The sequence below is a fragment of the Hymenobacter sp. FMD4 genome, from assembly GCF_058932745.1.
The window spans coordinates 168,117-191,932 of record NZ_JBZYWH010000004.1 but is presented as its reverse complement, the minus strand read 5'-3'; the positions used below and the strand labels follow the sequence as shown (position 1 = coordinate 191,932).

Annotated in this window: 16 protein-coding genes; 8 read left to right on the top strand and 8 right to left on the bottom strand. The window is 60.4% G+C overall.

Annotated elements, in window-relative coordinates:
* The first annotated feature begins 92 nt into the window (after positions 1–92).
* Positions 93–968, top strand: coding sequence for a glutamate--tRNA ligase family protein (locus AC5FXY_RS06195; protein ID WP_493555774.1), 876 nt, complete (start codon positions 93–95; stop codon positions 966–968).
* A gap of 532 nt (positions 969–1,500) precedes the next feature.
* Here AC5FXY_RS06195 and AC5FXY_RS06190 read toward each other — a convergent pair.
* Positions 1,501–4,059, bottom strand: coding sequence for a DUF5916 domain-containing protein (locus AC5FXY_RS06190; RefSeq protein WP_493555773.1), 2,559 nt, complete (start codon positions 4,057–4,059; stop codon positions 1,501–1,503).
* Between the two features lie 443 nt (positions 4,060–4,502).
* Positions 4,503–5,192 carry a deoxyribonuclease V gene (gene nfi, locus AC5FXY_RS06185; protein WP_493555772.1) on the bottom strand — a complete coding sequence of 230 codons (690 nt, stop codon included), beginning with the start codon at positions 5,190–5,192 and terminating at the stop codon, positions 4,503–4,505.
* Between the two features lie 602 nt (positions 5,193–5,794).
* On the opposite strand from nfi, the gene AC5FXY_RS06180 reads away from it, so the two are divergent.
* Complete coding sequence (locus AC5FXY_RS06180) at positions 5,795–10,750, top strand: LamG-like jellyroll fold domain-containing protein (protein WP_493555771.1); 4,956 nt, start codon at positions 5,795–5,797, stop codon at positions 10,748–10,750.
* 231 nt (positions 10,751–10,981) lie between these two features.
* Positions 10,982–13,537 carry a hypothetical protein gene (locus tag AC5FXY_RS06175; protein ID WP_493555770.1) on the top strand — a complete coding sequence of 852 codons (2,556 nt, stop codon included), beginning with the start codon at positions 10,982–10,984 and terminating at the stop codon, positions 13,535–13,537.
* A gap of 208 nt (positions 13,538–13,745) precedes the next feature.
* Here AC5FXY_RS06175 and AC5FXY_RS06170 read toward each other — a convergent pair whose 3' ends face one another.
* The 3 genes from AC5FXY_RS06170 to AC5FXY_RS06160 form a co-directional block, all read right to left on the bottom strand.
* Positions 13,746–15,296, bottom strand: coding sequence for a serine hydrolase (locus tag AC5FXY_RS06170; RefSeq protein WP_493555769.1), 1,551 nt, complete (start codon positions 15,294–15,296; stop codon positions 13,746–13,748).
* Between the two features lie 144 nt (positions 15,297–15,440).
* Positions 15,441–16,646, bottom strand: coding sequence for a glycosyltransferase family 87 protein (locus AC5FXY_RS06165; protein ID WP_493555768.1), 1,206 nt, complete (start codon positions 16,644–16,646; stop codon positions 15,441–15,443).
* A 128-nt stretch (positions 16,647–16,774) separates the two neighbouring features.
* The gene (locus AC5FXY_RS06160; protein WP_493555767.1) at positions 16,775–17,311 is read right to left on the bottom strand and encodes a hypothetical protein; all 537 of its coding nucleotides are present in this window, start codon (positions 17,309–17,311) and stop codon (positions 16,775–16,777) included.
* 121 nt (positions 17,312–17,432) lie between these two features.
* Here AC5FXY_RS06160 and AC5FXY_RS06155 point away from each other — a divergent pair, with 121 nt between their 5' ends.
* The 3 genes from AC5FXY_RS06155 to AC5FXY_RS06145 all read left to right on the top strand — a co-directional run bounded on the left by AC5FXY_RS06155 (position 17,433) and on the right by AC5FXY_RS06145 (position 19,469).
* The gene (locus AC5FXY_RS06155) at positions 17,433–18,077 is read left to right on the top strand and encodes a dienelactone hydrolase family protein (RefSeq protein ID WP_493555766.1); all 645 of its coding nucleotides are present in this window, start codon (positions 17,433–17,435) and stop codon (positions 18,075–18,077) included.
* A gap of 140 nt (positions 18,078–18,217) precedes the next feature.
* Complete coding sequence (locus AC5FXY_RS06150) at positions 18,218–18,793, top strand: DUF1990 family protein (RefSeq protein WP_493555765.1); 576 nt, start codon at positions 18,218–18,220, stop codon at positions 18,791–18,793.
* Complete coding sequence (locus tag AC5FXY_RS06145; protein WP_493555764.1) at positions 18,780–19,469, top strand: DUF1990 domain-containing protein; 690 nt, start codon at positions 18,780–18,782, stop codon at positions 19,467–19,469. The genes AC5FXY_RS06150 and AC5FXY_RS06145 overlap by 14 nt, the downstream gene beginning before the upstream one ends.
* Before the next feature lie 97 nt (positions 19,470–19,566).
* Here the strand turns inward: AC5FXY_RS06145 and AC5FXY_RS06140 are convergent, their stop codons facing one another.
* Complete coding sequence (locus AC5FXY_RS06140; protein WP_493555763.1) at positions 19,567–20,535, bottom strand: LamG-like jellyroll fold domain-containing protein; 969 nt, start codon at positions 20,533–20,535, stop codon at positions 19,567–19,569.
* 167 nt (positions 20,536–20,702) lie between these two features.
* Positions 20,703–20,999 carry a DUF3817 domain-containing protein gene (locus tag AC5FXY_RS06135; protein WP_493555762.1) on the bottom strand — a complete coding sequence of 99 codons (297 nt, stop codon included), beginning with the start codon at positions 20,997–20,999 and terminating at the stop codon, positions 20,703–20,705.
* 138 nt (positions 21,000–21,137) lie between these two features.
* Between AC5FXY_RS06135 and AC5FXY_RS06130 the strand changes: the two genes are divergently transcribed.
* Both AC5FXY_RS06130 and AC5FXY_RS06125 read left to right on the top strand, forming a co-directional pair.
* Positions 21,138–22,181: an NAD(P)-dependent alcohol dehydrogenase gene (locus AC5FXY_RS06130; protein WP_493555761.1), complete on the top strand. Its 1,044-nt coding sequence runs from the start codon at positions 21,138–21,140 to the stop codon at positions 22,179–22,181.
* A gap of 194 nt (positions 22,182–22,375) precedes the next feature.
* Positions 22,376–23,209 (top strand): GldM family protein, encoded by an 834-nt coding sequence (locus tag AC5FXY_RS06125; RefSeq protein WP_493555760.1) that lies wholly within the window; start codon positions 22,376–22,378, stop codon positions 23,207–23,209.
* Between the two features lie 26 nt (positions 23,210–23,235).
* Here the strand turns inward: AC5FXY_RS06125 and AC5FXY_RS06120 are convergent, their stop codons facing one another.
* Positions 23,236–23,745, bottom strand: coding sequence for a hypothetical protein (locus AC5FXY_RS06120; protein WP_493555759.1), 510 nt, complete (start codon positions 23,743–23,745; stop codon positions 23,236–23,238).
* Positions 23,746–23,816: the final 71 nt, after the last annotated feature.

Here is a 23,816-nt window from a genome sequence, read left to right as displayed (position 1 = left end):
TAACGCCGAGGCGCTAAGTGTTGCGTCTTTGCACCAAGCCCTATGTTTGGGGGATGAATCTGGTTGCTCCCCCTGCAGACCTACTTTCCCGATTGGCGGCTGGCCCCGTGGTGTCGCGTTTGGCGCCTACGCCCAGCGGCTACCTGCACCTCGGCAACGCAGTCAATTTTGTGCTGACCTGGCTGCTGGTGCGTCGCAGTGGCGGTACCCTGCACCTGCGCATCGACGACCTCGACCGCAACCGCCTGCGCCGCCCGTACCTGGAAAACATCTTCCGCACCATTGAGTGGCTGGGCCTCGATTACGACCACGGCCCCAGCGGGCCCGACGATTTCCTGCGCCACCACTCCCAACTGCTGCAACTTCCCAAATACAACTACCTGCTGCGTCGCCTGCGCCTGCGGCCTGGCCTCTTGCACGCCAGCACCCGCAGCCGCACCCAGCACATTGAAGTGCCCGCTGACTTGGACAAACCAGGCGTAGCCTGGCGGGCCGTGGTGTCGCCGGGTACGCACATCTCTTTCGATGATGCCTGGCAGGGGCCCGTGGAACTGGAGCTGGACCGCGCCATGCCAGATTTTGTGCTGCGCAAGAAAAACTCCGTTGTAGCGTATCAGCTGGCCTCCATTGCCGATGATCTGCGCCTCGGTACCACGCTCATTGTGCGCGGGATGGATTTGCTACCCAGCACTTCAGCCCAGCTCTGGCTGGCGCAGCAGCTCCCCGAAACCGCTGCCTTCAGCACCCCGCACGTGCAGTTTCTGCACCACCCGCTGCTGCCCGGCCCCGACGGCCGTAAACTCAGCAAGTCCCAGCAAAAGCCCCTCGACCGCGGTATTATGGGCGCTGCTACCAGCCCGCAGCCGGTGTACGAGACGGTGGCCCGGCTGCTGCTGCTGCCGGAAGAGGCAGGAGAATCGTTAGAAAAGCTACAAGCGGCCTTAATTACCTTTTTCGAGCATGTGTGAGGCCTGCTTTGTCAAAGGCATCAGACGCTTTCCGACTTATCTACACTTTCAGCACTTTGAAGAGCTGCTATCGGCTAAGGCACACAGTGGGCAACTAACCCTGGTGGAGAAGGAGCCGCATCGCTCTATCGATCTGCCAGAGCAATACTTTCGGTGCACCGTCTGCCAAGAAGTGTGGGCGCTATCCAGTCCTGAAAATAGCTGGCGGGGTTACTGGTTGCCGGAAGGTGAGGTGCGAGCTTATGTAGCAAAGCTGCGGCGGCGAGAAAAGGTTAGAATGGCAGCAAGCGCTCTGTTCGGGCTTGTGGTGCTTGGCATGCTGGCAAAATTGTTCTTATAAATGCCTCTGCTTGAAGAGCTAAGCAGTGGTCGGATTCTAGACGTGTCCTGCTTCGCTTGGCTCCCTTTCCTTTCCGTTGGAGAGGGGCCTGTGGGCAAGGGTTTCGGTAGAGCGGCTTCGACCAGCAGACCTCATATCAAGCAGGACGTCGGATCAGTTGAAAACGTCAGCCATATGCCCGGGAGTAAGGCCTTACTTGTGCCGCTTCAGCATCAGGTAATCCAAAAAATACAGCACCTTGATCGAGACCGAGTTGTTGTGCGGCGTATTGATGGTGTTGTTTAGGTTGTCGAAGTACAGCGGCGTGGCTTCGTTGGCTTCGAGCAGGTTGGTGCCGGCGTTTTTCCACACGATGCTCACCTGCGAGCCGGGCGCAAACCACCAAGAGTACACCGCGTCCACGTTGAAGGCGTTGTAGGTATTGTCGCGGTTGCGGCGGTAGTCGATGAGCTCTTCGTGGCCGCCGGGGCTGAGGCAGGCAAAGTCCTTGTAGCGCACGCTGCTGGTGTAATGGCGGGTGCGCAGCGTAAACGACATGCGGTTGGTGAAGGTGTAAGCCACCGATACCACGTTAGCCACCGTGGCCACGTCGCGGCGGCCCAGAACTACCTGGCCCATGAAGGGCTGGTCCAGCACCTCGCCGCGCCGCATCCCCCCGTTGACGTACCCGATCTGGTTCTGGTCGAGGCTCCAGTCGATGTTGTAGCGGAAGGTGAGGCGGTTATTGACGCGGTAGCGCGGGTACATTCCGAACCGGAAGCTCTGGCGCCGTTCGCGCGGCAGGCGCTCATCCTGGGCGTATTGGCGGCTGCCCACGTTCCAGTTCAGCTGGAATTTCTTGCGCGAGTCCATGTTCGAAAATAACACCAGGCTGGTGCTGCCGGGCACCCGAACGAAATACTCGCCCAAGGGGAACTGGCGCGGCTCAAAGAAGTTTTGGTTGGTGGGGTCGATGTTCAGATCGAAGCCCACCAGCATGAAGTTCTTGGTAAAGGTGGTGTTGCCGCCGAGGTAGAAGCCCGTGCGCTGGTAGCGCGTGGGACGGTAGAGCAGGCTGTGGTTGACCTCGCCAAACACGTTCAGGTTGTTGACCTTCCAAAACGGCTTGTAAATGCGGTAGGCCGCATACATCCACTGCGAGATGTTGTTGTTGCCGAACAGAATGCCCAGGTCATTGGGGTTGTAGGTATCCGACTCGATGCCGTGGTTGATGCCCCAGGTAAAGGCCCCGCTGATTTTGCCCACGCCCACGGTGTATTTGTAGCCGTCCCGGTCGCTGATGGGGGTATCGGAGCCGAAGGCGGTACCGCGGCGGCGCGAGTACACCACGCTGCCGTCCACGGCGTATTTGTTGGTTTTGTTGTTGAAGCTGAACAAGCCGCCGGTCACGTTCGCATCGTAAGTCTGGCCCCAACGCGTCACGTTGGTATTGATCAGCGACACGTACGAGTTGTTTTTCAGCGACTGATCCAGCACCACGATGTTGTAGTTCGAGAAGGGTTGCGTCAGCACTTCGCGCTCCTCGCCGGTTTCCTCGTTGCGGATGGTGGCGTATACGTCGTTGCTCAGGGCGTTGAACAAGCCCAAGCCTAGACCTTTGGCGGTGCGGCCCGATATCTTGGTGGCGTTCAGCAGGCGCGTTTCGGCGGGGTTGCGCACGATGCGCTCCTTATCGCCTGCCGCCACATCGTAGAAGCCTATGGGCGTGGCGCCCACGCGGCGGGAGTAAAAGAGGTTGCCCTTGTTGAACAGCTCGGTGCCTTCAGTAAAAAAGGGCCGGTTTTCGGCAAACTGCACCTCAAAAGGCGAGAGGTTCAATACTTGGTTGTCGCTCTGTACCTGGCCGAAGTCGGGCACGAGTGTCGCGTCGAGAGTAAAGCTCTCGTTGATGCCCCACTTCACATCGGCCCCGCCGTTGAAAGAGGTGGTGGTTCGCCGCGTGCCTTCGGCGTTCAGCGGGTTGTCGTTTACGTAGCCCGAAATGTAGGGCGTGAGCGAGAGGCGTAGCGGCGGCTTGATGTCGCGCACGCCGGTGAGCACGCCCCACTGGTTCACGAAGCCGTTGACGGCCGGCTTCACTTCGTTCCACATAAACTGCGCGTTGTCGCGCTTGCGCTGGCGGGCAAAGTTCAGCCCCCAAAGCTGCTCCGGCGCGTTGGCGAAGCGAATGGCGGAGTACGGAATGCGTATTTCGGCCACCCAATCGGTGCCCTGAATGCTGGTGCGCGAGTCCCACACGGCGTTCCAGTTCCAGTCTTCGCCCACGGCGGGCGAGTAGCGGGCATCCAGCTGCACGCCGGAGGGCGTCACAGTAAAGTTGTAGCCGTTGAGCCGGTCGTTGTAGGTGTCCAGAAATACCGAAAAGATGTCCGTGTTGCCGAACTGGTCGCGCTGCGTCATTTCGCGCAGAATAGAATCCGGCGATACGTCGTGCATCACGGCCCCGATGTACAGATTGGCGTCGTCGTAGAGCACGCGCACCTCGGTTCGCTGCTTTTCCGGCACGCCGGGGTTGGGCCGCTGCTGAATAAAATCGGTAGCCACCGGGGCCTGCTGCCAGATGGCTTCGTTGAGTACGCCATCCAGTTTAATGGCTTCGGTGATGCGTACGGCCTGCAACTGCCGCTTGGGCGCCAGCGTGGCGGCCACAGTAGCTGCACTAGCGGGGGCAGATTGAGCGGCGCCCAACCGCGCCAGGGTCACCAAACACAAAAGCAGAAAAGCAAAGCGCGGTGTAAAAGTCCGAGACATAGCGAAAGGAGTTCGATAAGCGTTTTGGTAGCGGCGCACGAAGCCGAATTGATCGGGCAAAGCAGTGGCTGGCAGCAGCCAGAGCTGCGCTTAATCAAGGATGGATACGGGGCAAAACTGCCGTGATTAGCTTAAGAGGCGATTGGCACGGCAGCGGGAGTGGGCAAGAAAGAAGCTAGGTCTGTAGTTGGCTTTCCAGGGCTGCCTTGAGGCCATCCGCATCGTCATGCGGTGAGGTGGTAGGCAGTGCTTGGGCCATTAGTCAGGACACGTCTTGGCCGGTAGGATTATCAGGGCGCTGAGGTTGTGGGTGCTGGTGGAATGCGGCGGTGGAAACCTGGCTAATTGGGAAAGGTTACAGGCCACCCAAATTATTTTTCGGTGCCCGGCTTAAACAAAAACGGGGCCGCTGGGCCCCATTTTAAATCATACGTTGAGTGCAGCTAGCGTACTTCCTTCTTGAATTGCTCGGCCCAATGATCGGCTAGCCGGGTAGGCTCCGGCAGCTTGTAGCCGCGGGTGCAGCGCCAAGCTAGTTCAGTAGCCGAGGCTTGGTCTATGCGGTGCCCGGGGCTGACAAACACCGGTTTTACGCGGTCCTTCGTGCGCAGTACTTCTGCCAGCAATTCGCCCGTTTTCTTGTCGGTGAGCGGCACGGTGCAGCCCGCTTCCAGCGGCGGCTCCGGGTGCTGGCCCGTCAGTACTTGCTTGGCCACGCCGAAGCTGGGCTTGTCGAGCAAAATGCCGATGTGCGCCGCGATGCCCATGCGGCGCGGGTGGGCGTAGCCGTGGCCATCCACCATCAGCACATCGGGGTGGTGCTGCAGCTTGGCGAAGGCGTGAATGAGGTTGGGCGCTTCGCGGAAGGAAAGGAAGCCCGGCACGTAAGGCATGTCTACGGGCCCGTAGTTGTACACCTTCTCCACCAGCTCCAGCTCGGGATACTTCAGCACCACTATCACCGATAGGATGGTGTCCTCCGTCGGAAACGACGAATCCAGGCCGGCAATGAGCTTGGGCGGCGCGGCGAGGGGCTCCAGCCGCTGCCGCTCGCGCATTTCGTTTTGCTGCTCGGTGAGCTGACGTACTAGGTTGGGGTCGGCGGGCGGGTGATAGGGGCGGTAGTAGGCCATGCACGGAGGAGGTTTATTTGCCTATACGCAGGGTATTACCACCACGGCCGACGCTAGCAGACCACAATCTGGCTAGCTCGATTTGGTCCAGAACCTCCGCCGCAGGGTGCACAGGGCACACAACCCTTCTCACAAGCAGGCCCGTTGCAGCCGCTTCCAAGCAGTCCTTATCCGAATACAGGTGTTGAGCGCCGGTTAGGTGATAAAGCGAAGATGGCTTCCGGCTTCAGCGCTTAACGGTCGGCACTTTAGGGTAGTCTCCTGCTTCCTAGCCAATGCCCTGAGCAGTCGAAGAGCTGGTCAGAATGGTTTCTGCCATCCACTGGCTCGGTTAAACCCGACAGTAAGTCGGGGTTTGAAAAGTACTAAAACGCGGTTGGAGTGTACTCCGCCAAAGTTTTGCACGAGGCGGCTACTTATTCGCTTTGTGCAGGATAGTGCAGGAGGGATGCTCCTACCCAAGCCGATACTATTGCCCTACCTGCTGCGGTTGGTGGCGGGTGTTTATCCAATTCATAATCAGCTATAAAAATAAAGCGCAAGTAATCCGGCTACTTCCGCTAGCACTTCCTTTCCGCTGCCCACCACCAAACCCAAGCCATATGAAAACAATTACCCAATTGATTTTCCCAACGCTGAAGCGAAGTCTGGCCGTCGGGGCCGTGGCTTCGCTTCATTTTATTTCCGGCCTAGCGGCCGAAGCCCAAACGTTGGCCTTTCCCGGCGCGGGCGGCTTTGGGCGCTTCGCTACCGGTGCCCGCGGCGTGGCCAACCGGCAAGTCTACGTAGTGACCAATCTGAACGACGCCGGCCCCGGCTCCTTCCGCGACGCGGTGAGCCAGCCGGGCCGCGTAGTAACCTTTGCGGTGGGCGGCATCATCCGGCTGCAGAGCAATGTGCAGGTGGCGCCCAACGTGACCATTGCCGGCCAAACCGCGCCCGGCGACGGCATCGTGCTCTTCAACAAGCGTGTGACGTTCACCGGGGCCAGCAACACCATTGCGCGCTTTCTGCGCATCCGCCTTGGGGCCACCAACAACCAGGGCAACGATGCCTCGGGCCTTTCACAAGGCTCCAACATCATCCTCGACCACATGTCCTTTACCTGGGGCATGGACGAGGTGTTCAGCATCAACTGGGACGGCAAAGGCACCGCGCCCGACAACATCACCATCCAGAACTCCATCATCGGGCAGGGCCTGCACCGCGTGAACCACTCGGCCGGCGGCCTGATTCAGACGCCCGACGGCGGCAAGGTGAGCTTGTTGCAAAACCTGTACATCAGCAACAAGACCCGCAACCCCAAGGTGAAGGGCATCAACGAGTTCGTGAACAACGTGGTGTACAACTGGGGCAACGGCAACCGCCTGGGCGACCAGATGAACTACGGCTGGTCGGCCGATGCCTACATCATGGGCGGCTCGTCGGGCGTGTCGGAAGTCAACATCATCAACAACTACTTCGTGGGCGGGCCACTGACCACGCCCACCATCCGCACGCCGTTTTCGCGCGGTACCGGCACGTTTTTCCTCCACGGCGCCGGCAACTACTTCGACAACAACCGCGACGGGCAGCTGAACGGCACGCTCGTGCCCTACGACACGCTGGGCTACCCCGGCATTGCGGCGGCCGGCTTCCGCCCGCAGCCCTTCGCCTACCCGGCCGCGCAGCCGCGCATGACGGCCGCGCAGGCCTACCAGCACGTAATTGATAGCGTAGGCGCCTGCTACCCCCGCCGCGATGAAGTCGATGGCCTGATGGTGGATGAGGTGCGCTCTAAAGGCACCCGCGGCCACTACGTGTACAACGAGTGGGACCTGCCCCTTGCCAACGGTGGTCTGGGCGAGGTATTTGGTGCACCCGCCCCGCTCGATTCGGACCGCGACGGCATGCCCGATGCCTGGGAAGACAGCCACGGCCTGAACAAGCAGAACGCTGCCGATGCTGTGGTCTTCAGCACCGCGCAGCCGCAGTACCTGAACGTGGAAGTGTACGTCAACTCGCTGATCAAAACGCCCGCCTCGGCTTACGTGAAGCCGCCGACCAACGTGCAGCTGCAGGCCACCTCGGCCGAGCTACCTGCGCCAGCCAGCGAAGTAGTGCTGAGCTGGACCGATAATGCTACCAGCGAAACGCACTTCGTGCTGGAGCGCTCCACCGATGGCGTCACGTACGCCGCCATTGCGCAGCCCGCCGCCAATGCTACCACCTATACCGATGCGGGGCTGCTGCCAAATACCACCTACCACTACCGGCTGAAAGCCGTGACGCCGACGGAGCAATCGGCTTACAGCACGGTAGCCCTGGTGAAGACGCCCGCGCTGCCCTCGGCACCGGGCGAACCAGCCACGCCCACACCAAACAACGGGCAGCAGTACGCCGACCTCACCAACGGTAGCCTGCAGCTGAAGTGGACCGGCAGTGCCAATACCACCACCTACAGCGTGTACTTCGGCACTTCGCCTACCGGCCTGACCAAGCGAACCGATCTGCCCTACGCGGCCGCGCCGGCTTACTCCATCAGCGGGCTGACGGAAAATACCACCTACTACTGGCGCATCGACGCGGTAAACAACAAAGGCGTCACCGACGGCCCGGTGTGGTCGTTCCGCACCACGGGCTCGGTAGTACCGCAGCTGGTAGGTCACTGGGGTTTTGATGAAACGCAGGCCGACGGGCTGCAGATCTTGGATCAATCGAGCTACCAGAACCACGGCGTGCTCGGCCTCGACGACGATGACCAGAGCATCCGCGTGCCGGGCAAAGTCAACGGCGCCCTGGACTTCGCCACCGCCGACCCTTCGCGCTACGTGGTGCGCGTTCCGCACGAGGACCAGCTGTACCTCGACCGCAACTCCTTCTCGTTGGCCTTTTGGATGAAGGCCGACCCGCGCACGCTGCCACAAACCAACAACGAAAGCGCCTACCTGCTCTGCAAAGGCTCCATCACCCGCAATGCCGCTACCGGTGCTACCGGCAAGCGCTTCGACATCGAGTTCAAGAACCGGCAGCTGCGCTTCGCTATCGACGACGACGTGAACAAAGACGAGCTGCAAACCGACGGCACGGTGTTTTATTCCGGCCAGTGGGTGCACGTAGTGGCCATTCGGGACGTGCCCGGTAAGAAGCTGTTGCTGTACCTGAACGGCTCGTTGATAAAGGAAATTACCACCAAGGCCGAGGGCATCGGCGAAACCAGCGCCCTCATCATCGGCAACATCGGTGAGCTGGAGTTTGCCTCCACGGCCAATGCTCCGGCGCCTTACACCGGCCAGCTCGACGAGCTGAAAGTATTCAACTACGTCTTGTCGGCCCAGGACATCACCCGGCTGCGTCACTCCGGTCCGCTGCCTTTGCAGGCTTATAATCCTTCGCTGGCGCCCAACATGGTGGTGGAAGGCTTCGATGGCGTACGCACCGGCTGGCAAGGTGGCTTTCAGACCGATGTGTACAAGCTATACCTAGGTACCGCCGCCAACAGCCTGAGCTACGCGGCCGATGTGAGCCTGGCCGATGCCGCTTACACCTTCGAAAACCTCACGGCTAACTCAACTTACTTCTACCGCGTCGATGCCGTGAATACCCTGGGTACCACCGTGGGCGAAACGTGGTCGTTCCGGACCGGCAACCCCAAGGGCCTGGTGGCACACTACAAGCTGGACGAAACCTCGGGCCTCCTGGCGCACGACCACAGCAACTACGCCCAACACGGCACGTTGCGCGGCCTCGGCACTAGTCAGTGGACCAGCCAGCTCACGCCGCCCGACGGTAAGTTCGGTACGGCTCTGCTCTTCGGCCCGACCAGCGCCAGCAACGGCGCCATCGTGGTACCCAATGCCAGTCAGCTGCTCTTCGATCAGAACTCCTTCAGCATTGCGCTGTGGGCCAAGATTCCGGCGAATACCTACACTTCGTCGGGCAGCCGCGACACCTACCTCGTGCACAAGGGCACCTTCGAAGCCAACACCGGCAAGTGGTACGGCCTGCAACTGCGCGACGGTGTGCTGACCTTCGCCATCGACGACGGCATCACCAAAAACGATGTGGCCTTCCGTGTATCGGCCGCGCCCAATAACCTGTTCACGAATCAGTGGCAGCACATCGTGGCCGTGCGCGAGGTAGAGACGAAGACGCTGAAGCTCTACCTCAACGGTACGCTGGTAGCCTCCAAGGCCTACACCACGCTCACCATTGGCAAGGCCGACCCGCTGCTCATCGGCAACTCAACCGAAAACAAGCCCTACCGCGACCAGCTCGACGACGTGCGCCTGTACAACTACGCGCTGGGTTCGGGAGAAATTGCTTCGCTGATTGCTGGTTCACCACTGGTAAGCAAAGCTGCCAATCCCACGCCGGCCGACGGTGCTACGGGCATCGGCTACGGCGCCGTACCGCTGACCTGGACGGGTGCGGCCCAAACCTACAACGTGCTCGTGGGCACCTCCGCTGCCAACCTTGCGCCAGTAGCCACCGGCCTCAGCAGCCCGAGCTTCACGGCTACGGTGCCACAGCTTGGCACCCACTTCTGGCGCGTCGATGCCGTACGCGACGGCGAAACGGCCACCGGCGACGTGTGGAGCTTTTCGGTTGCTGACACGGTGCGGCCTACCGTGCGGGTGCAGAACATCAGCGTGACGCTGGCCAACGGCACCGCCACCATCACCGCTGCCGACATCGACAACGGCAGCCGCGACGCCTTCGGCCTTGCCTCGCGCACGCTCAGCCGTACTACCTTCAGCTGCGCCCATCTGGGCCTGAACGAGGTAATACTGACGGTGACGGACCCAAGCGGCAACCAGGCTTCGGCCAAAGCCGTGGTGACCGTGGTGGGCGAAGTCCCGGCTCCCGCTATTGCCGTCAGCCGTACCGACAATACTTTCACTGGTGGAGCTGCCAACACCATCTTCCTGGGCTACGGTGCGCAGGCGCTTACGCTGACGGCTTCCAGCCCCGGCGCCAGCAGCCCCGTTATGTACCGCTGGAGCCCAACTGCCGGGCTGAGCAGTGCCACTGCGGCCAATCCGGTATTTGCGCCCACCACGGCTGGCGACTACACGTTCACCGTCACCGCTACCAACGCCTTTGGCTGTTCCGCCACGGCTACCGTCGCCATCAGCGTAGTGGACGTGCGCAGCGGCCCCCATGGCGACAAAGTCACCCTCTGCCACGACGGCGAAGTCATTAGCGTAGCTGCCAATGCCGTGCAGGCGCACCTGGCACACGGCTGCCGCTTGGGCGCTTGTGCTACCGCTAGCCGCGGTGTAGCCGCCAGCAGCACCCCGGCCAGCACGCCTGCGCGCGTCGTGGGGGGCTCGGCTACGTTCAGCGTGTACCCCACCATCCTCACCGATGGCATTCTGCGCTTCACTTTCACTGGCAAGCCAGTGGAGGCCGCCCAGTTGGAGCTGCTGACGCTAACGGGCAAACGCGTCCATAGCCAACGCCTCGCCGCCGACGCCACGGGTGCAGTTGCTGTGCAGGGACTACAATCAGGCACTTACTTAGTGCGCTTGGTTACCGCTTCGGGGAGCTACACCAGCCGCGTAGTGGTGCCATAGGGCATTATAGGTAGTCGGTAAAACACAAGACAAACCGGTTTCTGGCTATCCAGGGACCGGTTTGTCTTGTGTTTTTATGCTGAGATATGTCGGTTGGCATTGGTTCGAGCAGTGGTGCGCTGGATGTGAAGCCCACTGGCCGCGAAAAAAAGGCATGCAGTTTATTTAATATAGAATTAGTCGACTACTTTCATTCATTCTATTTCATATTCATTTTCTCCTGTTTCGCCTATGCCCACATCTACACCCTGCTTAGCCAGCGCTTCCCCGTTGACGCGTTTGTTTGGAACCCTGCTGCTCTGCCTGTTGCTATCAGCGCCAACCTGGGCTGCTATTCCGCCCGCTGGGGAACCAGCACTAGTCCCGGCTGCCAAAGGGCAGCCGCTGGCCGAAGCACTCAACCCCGACGGTACGCTCAAAGCCGGCCTGGCTGGCTCGTTCGACCCTAGCGGTTACCGCATGCTGGCTACCCCCACAGGTAAGCCCGCGTTCCGGCCCGTGGGCACCACCGGCGCCGGCGACGAGCGGTGGCAGGACGGCTTCGGGATACCGGGGACCAATGGAGAAGTATTTGCAGTGGTGCAGCGCGGAACGGATACTTACATCGGAGGCCGCTTCACCGCAGCAGGCGACGTAGTGGCCCGCAACATTGCCAAGTGGAATGGCTCATCGTGGAGCGCACTGGGCTCAGGAATGGACGCGCAAGTTCATGCCTTAGCCGTGCGCAGCAACGGCGAGGTGTATGCTGCGGGAGGTTTTACCACGGCCGGCGGTGTAGCGGCCCGCGGCATTGCCAAGTGGGACGGTTCGGCTTGGAGCTCTTTAGGCAGGGGCGTGAACGGAAATGTCCTTGCCTTGGCCGTGAGCAGCAATGACGACATGTACGTGGGGGGATATTTTCAATCTGCCGGTGGTATAAACGTCAGCAATATCGCTAAGTGGGACGGCTCAATGTGGAGCCCCTTAGGAGCGGGCCTGAATGGCAACGTTGGGGCATTGGCCGTGGGCGGCAGCGGCGAACTGTATGCTGGGTTGAACTTCAATTCCAGGAACGGCATCTATAGATGGGACGGCTCAGTGTGGAGTCTGCTGGGTTCAAGCATGGACAGGGGCATCCGTGGCTTGGCCGTGAGCGGCAGCGGCGAGGTCTACACCGGGTTTTTAAACGTTGGGTTAAATGGCTACAACACCAGCTCTGTTGTCAAATGGGATGGTTCGGCTTGGATTCCACAGGGCGCCCCCCTAATGGGTGTAGTTAATGCCTTAGCTGTAGGTAACAACGGCGAGGTGTATGCTGGAGGCGAGTTTACTGCGGCTGGCGGTGCACACAATGCTGCCAAATGGAACGGCACTACGTGGAGCGCATTTGGCTCGCCTGTAAACGGGATTGTTAATGCTTTCGCCGTGGGTAACAACGGTGAATTGTACGCCGGAGGGAGATTCTTCGCGGCCGGCGGCTTAACAATTGGCAACATTGCCAAGTGGGACGGCTCAATCTGGAACACACTGGGTGCCGGCCTAAACGATTACGTCCGTACCCTGGCCGTGAGCAGTAGCGGGGAGGTGTACGCCGGAGGGGGCTTCACCAGGGCCGGTGGCGTGGCAGCCGGCTATGTCGCCAAATGGAACGGCACCACGTGGAGCGCGTTAGGCTCGCATGTAAACGGGATTGTTAATGCCTTGGCCGTAGGTGACAACGGCGAGGTGTACGCCGCGTGGCACGTCTACTCTAGCGGAACCACCACCTATCATATTGCTAAATGGGACGGCTCAACTTGGAGTCTATTGGGCTCGGGCCTCAACGGGGGCGTTGGGGCGTTGACCGTGAGCGGCAGCGACCTGTACGCCGGGGGAAGTTTCACTACGGCCGGCGGCGTATCAGCCAGCAACATCGCCAAATGGGACGGCACCACGTGGAGCGCGCTAGGCTCGGGCATAGGTGTATCTTCTACCTCTAGTCGGCCTGTTTCTTCTGTCACGGCCCTGGCCGTGAGCAGTAGCGGGGAGGTGTACGCCGGAGGGGACTTCACTGGGGCCGGTAGCGTGGCAGCCAACTATGTCGCCAAATGGGATGGCACCACGTGGAGCGCGCTAGGCTCGGGCATAGGTGTATCTCTTACCTCTAGGCGGTATTATTCTGTATATGCCCTGGTCGTGAGCAGCAGCGGCGAGGTGTACGTTGGAGGGCACTTCGCCACGGCTGGTGGCGTGGCGACCAGCAACATTGCCAAATGGGACGGCTCAACGTGGAGTTCAGTGGGCACCGGCATGAGCAGCGGCGTAGCAGCCTTGACCATAAGCGGCAGCGACGTGTACGCCGGGGGGAGCTTCACCACGGCCGGCGGTGTGGGGGCCCGCGGCATTGCCAAGTGGGACGGCTCAGCGTGGAGCCCAGTGGGCACGAGCCTGAACGGCGGCGTTGGGGCATTGGCCGTCAAGGGCAACGGCGACGTGTGCGTCGGAGGAAACTTCGCCACCGTCGGCGACGGCAGCAAGGTGATGGGCTTCTTCGGCATCTACCGCCCCAGCATACCCCTGGCCGCGGCCCCGAGCCGGAGAGCGGCTGCGCACTTGACGCTTTCGCCCAACCCCACCCGCGGCACGGCCACCCTGCGCGGCGCCCCGGCCCACGTCACGGTACAGGTGTTGGACGCGGCCGGCCGCGTGGTGCTGACGAGCCGCGCCGACGCCACTGGTACGGCCCGGCTGGTGCTGCCTCCCGGCGCGGCGGCCGGCGTGTACCTGGTGCGCTGCGGTGAACACACCTTGCGCCTGCTCCGCGAGTAAGCACCAATAGGGCTGCTGACTGAGGGAAGTGCTAAGGTAAATTTAGGTTGAGGCGCACGCTGTGCATGAGATAAACAGATTGCTTATCGAAGCATGCATATGTGCTTAAATCGGTGACTGAAGAATAAAAGCTGCACCGGGTCTAAACCAAGAACCCAGTCGATGCCAATAAGCACGACTGGGTTCTTGGTTTATGACATTAAGGTAATCACCCCTTGATGAACACGTACGGGTCCTGCTCGATGCCGTCGTTCACGCGCAGCTCTACGCTTTTTACCTGCCCATTTTCCACCGTGAAAGCGGCCGGGTAAATGCCGTAAGCCTGGTTGGAATAGCGGGTGCGAAACTCCTGCCCGTCCATGTAGTCCAGCGTGGCCGTGAGCTTGTCGTGGTGGCCGAAGCGCACCAGCAGTTGCTTGCCTTTCTGCTCGATGCTAATAGGGCCGTACAGCGGGTGCGTGTACTGGCCGGCGTAGGCTTTCAGCGGCAAGGCGGCCTTCGTTTTCTTGGCCACGCGGGCGTTCAGCTGCTCGATGTCCTTGCGTACCGTCTCGTGGTTCTGGTGCGCGTACTTCCACAGCTGCTTACTCCGGTCGACGTAGGGCATGCCCAGGTAAGCGTCGAGCAGCTGATAGCGCAGCGCCTCGAAGAAGCTCTGGTTGTCTTGGTTGGTAAGCACCGCAATGCCCAAACGCTCCTCGGGCACGAAGCAAGTATTGCTCACGAAGCCGTTGGCGCCGCCGGTGTGCCAGAATACCTGCCGGGCGTTGTAGTCAGCGGCAAACACCCCCAGCCCGTAGGTGCGGAAGTGCTCCGGCAGAATGGGCGACTTGCGAGCCGACACGGCCGTTATTGGGTCGCGGGTGCGGCGCAAGGTGGCCCAGGGCATCACGCGCTGGCCCTGCACCTTGCCGCTGTCCAATTGGAACTGCAGCCACTTGCCCAGGTCCGTCACGTTCGACACCATGCTGGCCGCCGGCCCGAGGTTATCCACCTGATCGAAGGGCAACAAGCTGAGCGGGCCAAAAGAATTGGAGTAGGGCAGGGCGATGTTGGGGCGCTGCGCGTAGCCGCTGGTAAGCATGTAGGTGTTCGACATGCCCAGCGGCTTGAGCAGGGCCTGCTCCACGTAGTTTTCCCACAAGGTACCGCCCGTTACGGCCGGAATTACCTGCCCGGCGGCCAGAAAGCCCGCGTTGCAGTAGCCGTACTCCTGGCGGAAGTTGTTGCTCGGCTTAAGCAGGCGCATGCGCCGGATGATTTCCTCGCGCGAGAGGTTGGAATCCCAGAAAGTAAAGTCGCCCTGGAAAGTCTTAGTGCCAAGGTGGTGGCCCAGTAGGTCGCGCACTGTGGTCAGCTGCGTGCTGATGGGGTCGTAAAGCTGAAAATCCGGCAGGTGCTTGGTGGCCTTGTCGTTGAGCGAGAGTTTCTTCTCTTGCTCCAGGTTGGCCAGGGCTGTGCCCGTAAACAGCTTGGTATTCGAGGCAATCAGAAACAGCGTGTTGGCATCCACGGGCTCGGGCTTGCCCACGGCGCGCACGCCGTAGCCTTTGTTTACTACCACTTGGCCGTCTTTTACCACCGTCACCGCCAAGCCGGGAATCTGCCACAGGCGCATGCCGCGCTGAATGTAGCTATCGAGACTATCGGTTACGAAGCGGTTGGGAGCGGTGGCCGTTTGGGCCAGGGCCGGGGTTGCGCAGTTGAGAGAAAGGGTAAGCACGCCGCCTGCGAGCGACCGGAGTAAAGGTGTACGCATAGAACTCAGAAAAGAATCGGGAGGGGATAACAGAAGGTGCTTGCGAAGTCAAAGTTGCTTCGGGCAAAAAGTCGGAGTTGGAAAATCAAGGGGACGCAGCTCTACTAACTCAAGTTAAACGAGCCGCGTCCCCTTGATTTTTCACTACCGCACCACTGGAGCAGGTATCAGCTCCGGTTCCGCATCATCGGCTAGCGTAGCCGCGGCCGACGCCTGCAGGCGCGTGCGCCAGCTCGGGTAAAACAGCAGCTGCGCCATGATAACCAGCCACGCCAGAATCATGGGCACGGCCTTCACTTTGTAGGGCCAGAAAATGTTGTTGCGTACCGCCGCCGGAAAGATGTCGGTGGGGGAAAGCGAGGTGAATACCACCACTAGCGCCAGTAGCACCCAAGCCACGGTGGGCGCGCTGCGGCGGTACAGCAAAAACCAGAGCGCAAACCCGGCAGATGGAATGAGGAAAGTAGGCGACTCGGCCATCTGGTTGAAGATGACCACAAAAATCAGGATGGCCGACACGTACAACCGACGGTAGTCTACCTCGGCCCAGCTACGCCAGTGCACCAATGGCAGCAGCAGCGTGAGCAAGCCCGCGCCCTGTATCCAGCCTTTGGGCACATCGAGGCCAAACCAGGTTTCGAGTACGCCCATCACCGAGAGCTGCACGCCCGTAGCCGACTCACGCACGATGTCGAACCAGCCCTGGTAAATCACCAGAAACTGCGGCCACGTCACCAGCAGCAGCGGCGAGAAGGCCAGCAGCGTGCCGAAGAGGATGCCCCACAGCGCACCGCGCCACCAGCCGGGGTAAAACAGAAAAATCAGGCCGATACCGATGCCGTAAATCTTGATGAAAAACGCCAGCGCCACGCACAGGCCCGCCCAAGCCCAGCGGCGGTCCTCCAAGTGGATAAACACCCACAGCATCAGACCAGCCAGCAAAGCGTTGCTTTGGCTGTTCTGCAGCGAGGTCATCACGTCCACCACGATTACCCACAGAAACAGCACCGTGCGACGCTGATCCGGAAACAGGCGCCGCGCCGCCGTGAACAGCACCACGGCATTCACGGCATTCCAGATAAACAGTCCCAGCCAGTCGGGCATCAGGGCCAGTGGGCCCATGGCCAGCGCAAAAGTGGGACTGTACTTGTAAGTGTCGTCGTAATACTGCGGGTAGGGCAGGTACAGGTTCAGGCCTTCCAGCAGGTTGAAGAAAGGCTTGACGAAAATATAGTAGTTGTTGATGGTGTGCTTGAGGTACTGCTGCGCGGTGGCAAACAGCACGAGCACGGAATACAGCACCAGCAGAAAGCGAGGATGCAGCAGGGTGGCGTAGCGCGAACGAGTCACGGAGTGGTAGAGTAGAGAGATGAAGCCCCAAAGGTACCGTTGTTGGGCGCATCGCCGCGGCATTGGCCACTCCTGAAGAATGAAATGTATTGCGCCAAGCACGCCTTCGCTTTTAGGCGAAGCAGTGCTTACCACCGCACCATATAGGCAGTCAGGTGCGGCTCGGGGTGGGACGGGAGCGGAGCTGGCTCCACGCGCACGCGCACGGCATCGACCGGCTTAAAGCGCCGGGCCAGGCCCGTCAGCAGGCCCAGATCGAAGCGGTCGGGATTGGGCGTTCGGCAGTGCAGCAGAATTTCCTGAGCGCTTTCGCTTACTACCCGGTAATAACCCATGTCGCGGCCGTGAACGGTGGTGCGGTACACCACGTCCAGCGCGTGCATGGCTTGCGAAAGCGTACGAACCGAGCTGGGAAACGGGCTGGAATCCACCGCTTGCAGGCCCAGGGAGTATAGGGTCTCGCATCCGCATTCCTGTTCCACATCATGCAGTACGTTCAGCCAAGCCTGCATGGGGTACCAGTGGCCCGGCTGCGGGTCTGCCGGCAAGCCATGACGCGTGAGTAGCTCCGTGGCCCGCCGCATCAGCTGCAAACCCGCCAACACGGCGCGCACGCTTTCGCCTTTGATGGTGGCGGCGGGGTCGAAGGAGGCGTAGAGAGGCACGGGCGGCGCGAGTATGAGAGATAAGCAAAATAGGCAAACCTTGGGCGTCCCGCAACCGTAGCGCGCCCTGCTTGCGTACACGAAGTTGCTGCCGCCTTTTTTCCTACTTCCTCCCCCTGCCATGTTTGCCATTACCGCTCCAAAACCCGTGCGGCTGGAGCTTCCTCACGCCACCCTCAACGGCGACTTGGTAGTACCCGCTGATGCCCCCGGCATCGTGGTATTCTCGCACGGAAGCGGCAGCTCCCGGCACAGCCCACGCAATCAGTACGTGGCCCGCCGGCTGCAGCAGGCGGGCTTTGCCACCTTGCTGTTTGATTTGCTGACTCCCGAAGAAGACCAGGATTTCGAGGCCCGATTCGATATCGAGCTGCTGACGCGGCGCCTGCTGGGGGCTTCCAGCTGGCTGCGCCGCGAGCAGCGCCTCCACGATTTGCGGCTGGGTTTTTTCGGTACCAGTACCGGGGCCGCGTCTGCTTTGCGCGCCGCCGCCGAGCTTGGTTCGCAGGTGAGTGCCGTCATTTCGCGCGGTGGCCGGCCCGATCTGGCTCACCGTTCGCTAGGGCAGGTACACGCTTCTACCTTGCTCATTGTGGGCGGGCAAGACTGGCCCGGCATCGGCCTGAATGAGCAGGCCATGGATGTGATGCCCTGCGCCAGGCAGATGCACGTGGTGCCCGGCGCCGGCCATCTGTTTGAGGAGCCCGGCGCGCTAGAGCAGGTAGCCGATTTGGCTGTGAATTGGTGCAACCAGCACTTGCGGTAGCGGGCGCCGGACTGCCTATGCAGCTGCGGGTGGCGACGGTATTTCCGCTTGCACGAAGCTAGGGCTTAACCCCGCGCCGAAAAGTCGCGTTTCCTCTAGGGCGCCGACGCTGCTTCCTTCCCCGTGCAGGCGCTATACCTATGTCTAAATCAGCCCAACCAGTCGAGCAGGGTGCCGGCCCTTTTACCGAGCGGCGCTACTACATTGATGTGGCCCATCCCGAGGTGCCGGCCAAGGAGCTTATGCACCGCATTCAGTGCAACATTGAAGATTTTTCGCCGGGCTTGCTGGCCGATTTTCATAAAGAGAAAGGCCCCGACAACGGCCTGCAAGTTGGGGATGAGTACCACATCAAAATCCTGGGACCCTGGAATGGCTCGGTGCGCGTAACCGAAGTGGCCGCTCAGCACTTTGAGTTTTTGACCTTGGAAGGCCACCCCGAAGCCGGTCAAATCCGCTTTTCCGTGCGTCAGCTGCCCAACCAGCCCGAGGCTTTCAGGTTCGAAATTCATTCCCGGGCCCGGGCCCGCGACGGGCTGGTGGCCTTTGCTTACGGTACTTTGGGGGTGGGCAAGCAAGTGCAGGAGCAGACCTGGGTGACTTTCTGCCAGCGCGTAGCCGAGGCTAGCGGCGGCGAGCCTCTGGGGCCGGTGCAGGTGGTTACCAAAGAACAGGACGGAACCGAAACCCAAACCGAGCAACATGAACGCAGCTAGCTCTGCCACCGCGCCTCCCGCGTGGGAAGTGTACCGGTCGCGACTTGAATCGTTTCGGGAAGCCAAGGTCAATTACGACCTGGAACGAGTGCACGAGTACACCTCCAACACCGGGTGGCAGATCGATGATTACGGTACCGATTTGCCGGCCGAGCCGCCCGGGCCGCCGGCGTCCGGCGGCAGTTGGGAGGCCGCCCGCGAGGTGCTGCTGAATTATTCTTTTCCGCCCCCCGACCTCATTACCGGCATCTTCGTGCCCGATCAACCGTTGGCCGAGCGCGTAATGCTGCTACGCGGCCGGTTCCTGTTTTTTACGTTCTGGTTTGGCGTGCGCATCGGCGGCGTGGTGGACGAGCAGCGCCCCTCGCCCGACGGCCCCGAGCAGGTGTGGGGCTACAACTACCGCACCCTGGAAGGGCACTTCGAGAAAGGCGAAATCACCTTTACCGTACACAAGAACCTGGTTACGGGGCGGGTGCGCTTTCAGGTGAAAGCCTATTCCCAGCCCGACCGCATCGAGAACTTCTTCTACCGCATCGGCTTCAAAATTTTTGGCCGGATGCTGCAGCGCAAGTTTGCTCGCGAATCGATGCGGCGCATGCGCGAATTGGTAGCGGCGCAGCTGCAGCAGGAGGGCATACACGATTCCGGTAGGGGTATCGGCTTTGCCCACTAAAGCTGGCTTCTAGGCCGGGCGGTAAACGGTCGGAAAACAAAGCAGCCGCTTCCAGAAAGGAAACGGCTACAGTTTTGGCGACAGGCCCGAACGGAAACTACCGGCTCAGCACCATTTTATGGGTGAGCGTCTGCCCGTCGGTGGTGAGGCGGCAGGTGTAAAGGCCGGCTGGCAGCTGCCGGGCAGCGAAAGGCACGGCGTGGGAGCCGGCGCTGCGCTGCCCGTGAACCAGCGTGGATACCTCGCGGCCTGTTACGTCGAACACAGCCAAGTGCACGGTGCCCGGTTTGGTCAGGCGGAAGTTAATTTTGGTCTGTTCGCCGAAGGGGTTAGGGCTATTGCCCTCGAAGGCAAAGCTCACCGGGCCGCCCGAGCGGGCAGACATGACGTCAGAAACCCAGGTCGGGTCGGCAGCCTCCACGGTGTTGTTGGTGCCTAGCAAGCCGTTGGGCCCGCCCGGTACGAGGTTATGGACAACCTGCCCATTTGCTTCATTGAAGGGAAAGTACGCCACCATACCAGGCTGGGCGGCGCTGTAGCCACTGCGGTCGGCTTGAATCTGGGCGGCGGTACGGGCGCCGCTCCACACCATTACTTCATCAATCTTACCCGTCCAGCCAAAGGAGTTGTTTTGTTCCGAACCGATGCTCAGGCCCATGCCATTCAAGTCGGGAGCGGTTGTGCTGCTGCCGCTGAGTGTGCCATTCAGGTACACCCGGCTAGTGGTGCCGTCCCAGGTATATGCTACGTGCGTCCACTGGCGCAGCGGCACAACGCCTCCGGACACGGTGGTGAACAGATCTATTTCACCGCCCGAAACACCGAACCATGGGTCGTCGTCACCAAACTCGAGGATGGTGGCAAAGGTAGGCCAAGCGTTGCCTTCATATTTCACCCAAGCCTCCAGGGTGAAGGGGCCTGAAGGAGAATTCATGGGCACTACTACCTTGTCTTGCTGAGCATCGGTGAAGAACAGGGCCGAGGCGCCCACTTGGGCCGATGCGGTGCCGGCTAGGCCCAGGACAGCGCACGTGCCCAAGACCAAGGATTTGTAAAAACGATTCATGCAGAGGGGAAGGAAAAAGTATGTACACCAGCGCGGCAGTACTTCCCCTTAGCACTCAATGGGAAGCTTGCACCGACGATGCAAAACTATCTCGACCTCGACCCGGCAAACAATCGCATGAATATGTGAGCAGCGCCCGGAAAGCCCAAGCAGTTCAGGTTTTCGAGTTACTGCGCTTCCTCCCGAAATAGCTTTTTATCGGCCCAAAAGGTGCCTAGCGGCACCAGCGAGGCTACGAAGGCCAGTGCAGCCTTGCGCACCGACCAGCCGTATTCAATCGTCGCCATAATGACCAGCAGCACGTACAGCACAAACAGCAGGCCATGGGCCATGCCCACGTGGCGCACGGCCATGGGCTGGCCGGCCAGATATTTCAGCGGCATGGCTATGCCCAGCAGCACGATAAACGAAAGTCCCTCAAGAAAACCAATCAGCCGCAGCCGGCCCAGCGTGGTAGAAAGCATACGAACAAGCATTACGACAAGGCAACAATAGCCGTCGGCTCAAAGTTACCATGCCCAACGCGGTGCGCAGTATTTATACTGGCCTCAATCTTTGCCGCCATCAACCGACCTAATCCAATTCCAAAACCAAACAACTTCATGCCACAGACCCAAGCTTATGCAGCCCCCGCGGCCAATGTGCCCTTAGCGCCGTTTCAGTTTGAACGCCGCGAAGTGGGCCCCCACGATGTCCAGATCGATATCCTGTACTGCGGCGTGTGCCACTCCGATTTGCACCAAGTGCGTGATGAGTGGGGCGGCTCCATCTTCCCCATGGTGCCCGGCCACGAAATCGTGGGCCGCGTGACCCAGGTGGGCGAGCAGGTAAAAAAATTCAAAGCCGGCGACCTGGCTGGCGTCGGCTGCATGGTCGATTCGTGCCGCAAGTGCCCCAGCTGCCAGGAAGGCCTGGAACAGTACTGCGAAGTGGGCTTCGTGGGCACCTACAACGGCCGTGAGCTAACCACCGGCGCCCCTACCTACGGCGGCTATTCCAAGCTTATCGTGGTAGATGAGGCCTATACCCTGCGCGTATCCGATTCGTTGCCGCTGGAAGGCGTGGCACCTTTGCTTTGCGCCGGCATCACCACCTACTCGCCCCTGCGGCAGTGGAAGGTGGGCGAAGGCCACCGCGTGGGCGTAATGGGCCTCGGCGGCCTCGGCCACATGGCCGTGAAGCTGGCCGCCTCTATGGGCGCCGAAGTCACGGTACTCAGCACCTCGCCCAACAAAGAGGCCGATGCCAAGGCCCTCGGCGCGCACAAATTTGTGGTGACCAAAGACAAGGAGGCGCTGAAAGGCGTCACGAACTATTTCGACTTCATTATCAACACCGTATCGGCGCCGCTGGACATGGGCCTGTACGTGAACCTGCTCCGCCGCGACGGCACCATGATACTGCTAGGCGTGCCGCCGGAAGCACCGCAACTGCACGCCTTCCAGCTCATCGCCAAGCGCCGCCGCATTGCCGGCTCGCTTATTGGCGGTATCGAGGAAACCCAGGAAATGCTCGACTTCTGTGCGCAGCACAACATCGTATCGGATGTGGAAGTCATCAGCATGGATTACATCAATGAGGCCTATGAGCGGATGCTCAAGTCCGACGTGAAGTACCGCTTCGTGATTGATCTGGCGACGCTATAAGGCAGCGGTAAGCGGGTTAAGTAGACGAAAAGCTCTGTCATCCCATCCTCGGGTGTAAGTAAACTCTCATATCAGTTTTGTGACTACTTAACTGCCAACCCACATGTAAGAACGGCACCATCAGCCCTTGCAGTAAGGGCGATGGTGCCGTTCTTACATGTGGGTTGGCAGTAGCTCCACTGCCTGTACTACGCATGCGCCTCGTCATCCTCGCCTTTTTGTTATGCTGCCCTTTGTTGGCTCGGCAGGCACAGGCCCAGCTGTGGATCTATCAGCGCGGGCGTGACGACGTCGGCCTGCTTGATAACCCACGTTTCGGTAGAACGGGGCGTTTTGGGGAGCAATATGCCGACGTACGTTACGGTTGGACTGACCTACCACCCAGCATTCCCAGAGAGTCCCCAGCGCCGTTGCGGACCCTCTGGCCTCGCTGGGACGTCGCGCCTGATTCTGTGCTGCTGGTGCAGCGCTGTCGCAATCAGCTTAGGCTGCCGACCCACGATTGGCTTCAGCCAATTCAGTTCGTTGCCGAAGGTGCAACGCTGGAAGTCGACCAGCAGCAACGGAGGCTATTCATTATGCCCTTAGCGTCCAGGGTAGTCTTGATAGCGTATCGGGGACGGCAGCAGCTTTTTCGGCACGAGTTCAATGCCATGACCGCACCGTTGCCTAGAATAAAGTTGCTTAGCAACTTCAACCAACCACCGCGTCACCGCTTACACGGGGCCAGCCGCCCTTACCGCATAAGTCTGCTAGCAGATCCAATGCCAGAATTTGCCGAAGCCATGTTTGAAGATGCGCGCTTCCGAGTGCCTGAGTTTCGGGTTACTCTGCTGCGGGCCGGACGAGCCGTTAGACCGCCAATAACAATTACTGGCTCGCGCAGCTATTTAAGCCAGCTTGACACACTCATCCATCCCGGCGACCAATTACAAATCGATGTTCTGCGAGTGCAGCGAATGAATTTTGCAGGCCACGTAGAATCTATACCATGCCGAAAGCAGTACGTGCTAATCGTCAAATTGTAGTCTCTGCAAAAGCGATAACCTGCGCCTCAACGCACCTCGTACGGGAAATGAAAGCTGCCCTCCAGCACCAGTTTTTTGGCCGTAGCTCGGCTGGCGTTTGTCTGGCACAGCACGGCGCGGTAGGTGCCCGTGAGCGTATGCGCTTTGGTATCAACAGCCGTGATGCGCACTTCGCCGTCGTTCACCCCGCAGGCTTTCGATTCGGCCGTCACGTCGTTGGCGCGGTAGTAAGCCTCGCGTACGTGTCCGCTCAGGATTTCCTTGAAACGGTACACGCCGGGCTGCGGCTTGAACTCATCGACGAGGATAGACAGGCCCACATCATCCGGAAAATCGGCGCGCACGATGGATAGCGTAAGCACCTTGCCCGCGCCCGTAGAGGCCTCGAAGCGGGAACCGATGGAATCCGTGGCTATGGTAGCGCCATTGAGCCGCATGGTGAGCTGATGGCGGAAGGAAGGCGCAGGAGGCGTGGCGCCGCTGACCAACAGACCAATGCCCAGCGGAAGAAAGGAAGCGAAGCGAGCTAAAGGCATGGAAAAGCGGTAGTAGAGTGGTATCCGAAGATACAACGCACCGATGGGCTTCAAGCGCGTAGAGACGGAAT

Bases quoted from the DNA above. Each gene is read 5' to 3' on its own strand.
- AC5FXY_RS06180 (WP_493555771.1), top strand. From the start codon at position 5,795: ATGAAAACAATTACCCAATTGATTTTCCCAACGCTGAAGCGAAGTCTG.
- nfi (WP_493555772.1), bottom strand. From the start codon at position 5,192: ATGGCCTACTACCGCCCCTATCACCCGCCCGCCGACCCCAACCTAGTA.
- AC5FXY_RS06155 (WP_493555766.1), top strand. From the start codon at position 17,433: ATGTTTGCCATTACCGCTCCAAAACCCGTGCGGCTGGAGCTTCCTCAC.
- AC5FXY_RS06140 (WP_493555763.1), bottom strand. From the start codon at position 20,535: ATGAATCGTTTTTACAAATCCTTGGTCTTGGGCACGTGCGCTGTCCTG.
- AC5FXY_RS06145 (WP_493555764.1), top strand. From the start codon at position 18,780: ATGAACGCAGCTAGCTCTGCCACCGCGCCTCCCGCGTGGGAAGTGTAC.
- AC5FXY_RS06125 (WP_493555760.1), top strand. From the start codon at position 22,376: ATGCGCCTCGTCATCCTCGCCTTTTTGTTATGCTGCCCTTTGTTGGCT.
- AC5FXY_RS06190 (WP_493555773.1), bottom strand. From the start codon at position 4,059: ATGTCTCGGACTTTTACACCGCGCTTTGCTTTTCTGCTTTTGTGTTTG.
- AC5FXY_RS06120 (WP_493555759.1), bottom strand. From the start codon at position 23,745: ATGCCTTTAGCTCGCTTCGCTTCCTTTCTTCCGCTGGGCATTGGTCTG.
- AC5FXY_RS06130 (WP_493555761.1), top strand. From the start codon at position 21,138: ATGCCACAGACCCAAGCTTATGCAGCCCCCGCGGCCAATGTGCCCTTA.
- AC5FXY_RS06135 (WP_493555762.1), bottom strand. From the start codon at position 20,999: ATGCTTTCTACCACGCTGGGCCGGCTGCGGCTGATTGGTTTTCTTGAG.
- AC5FXY_RS06175 (WP_493555770.1), top strand. From the start codon at position 10,982: ATGCCCACATCTACACCCTGCTTAGCCAGCGCTTCCCCGTTGACGCGT.
- AC5FXY_RS06170 (WP_493555769.1), bottom strand. From the start codon at position 15,296: ATGCGTACACCTTTACTCCGGTCGCTCGCAGGCGGCGTGCTTACCCTT.
- AC5FXY_RS06150 (WP_493555765.1), top strand. From the start codon at position 18,218: ATGTCTAAATCAGCCCAACCAGTCGAGCAGGGTGCCGGCCCTTTTACC.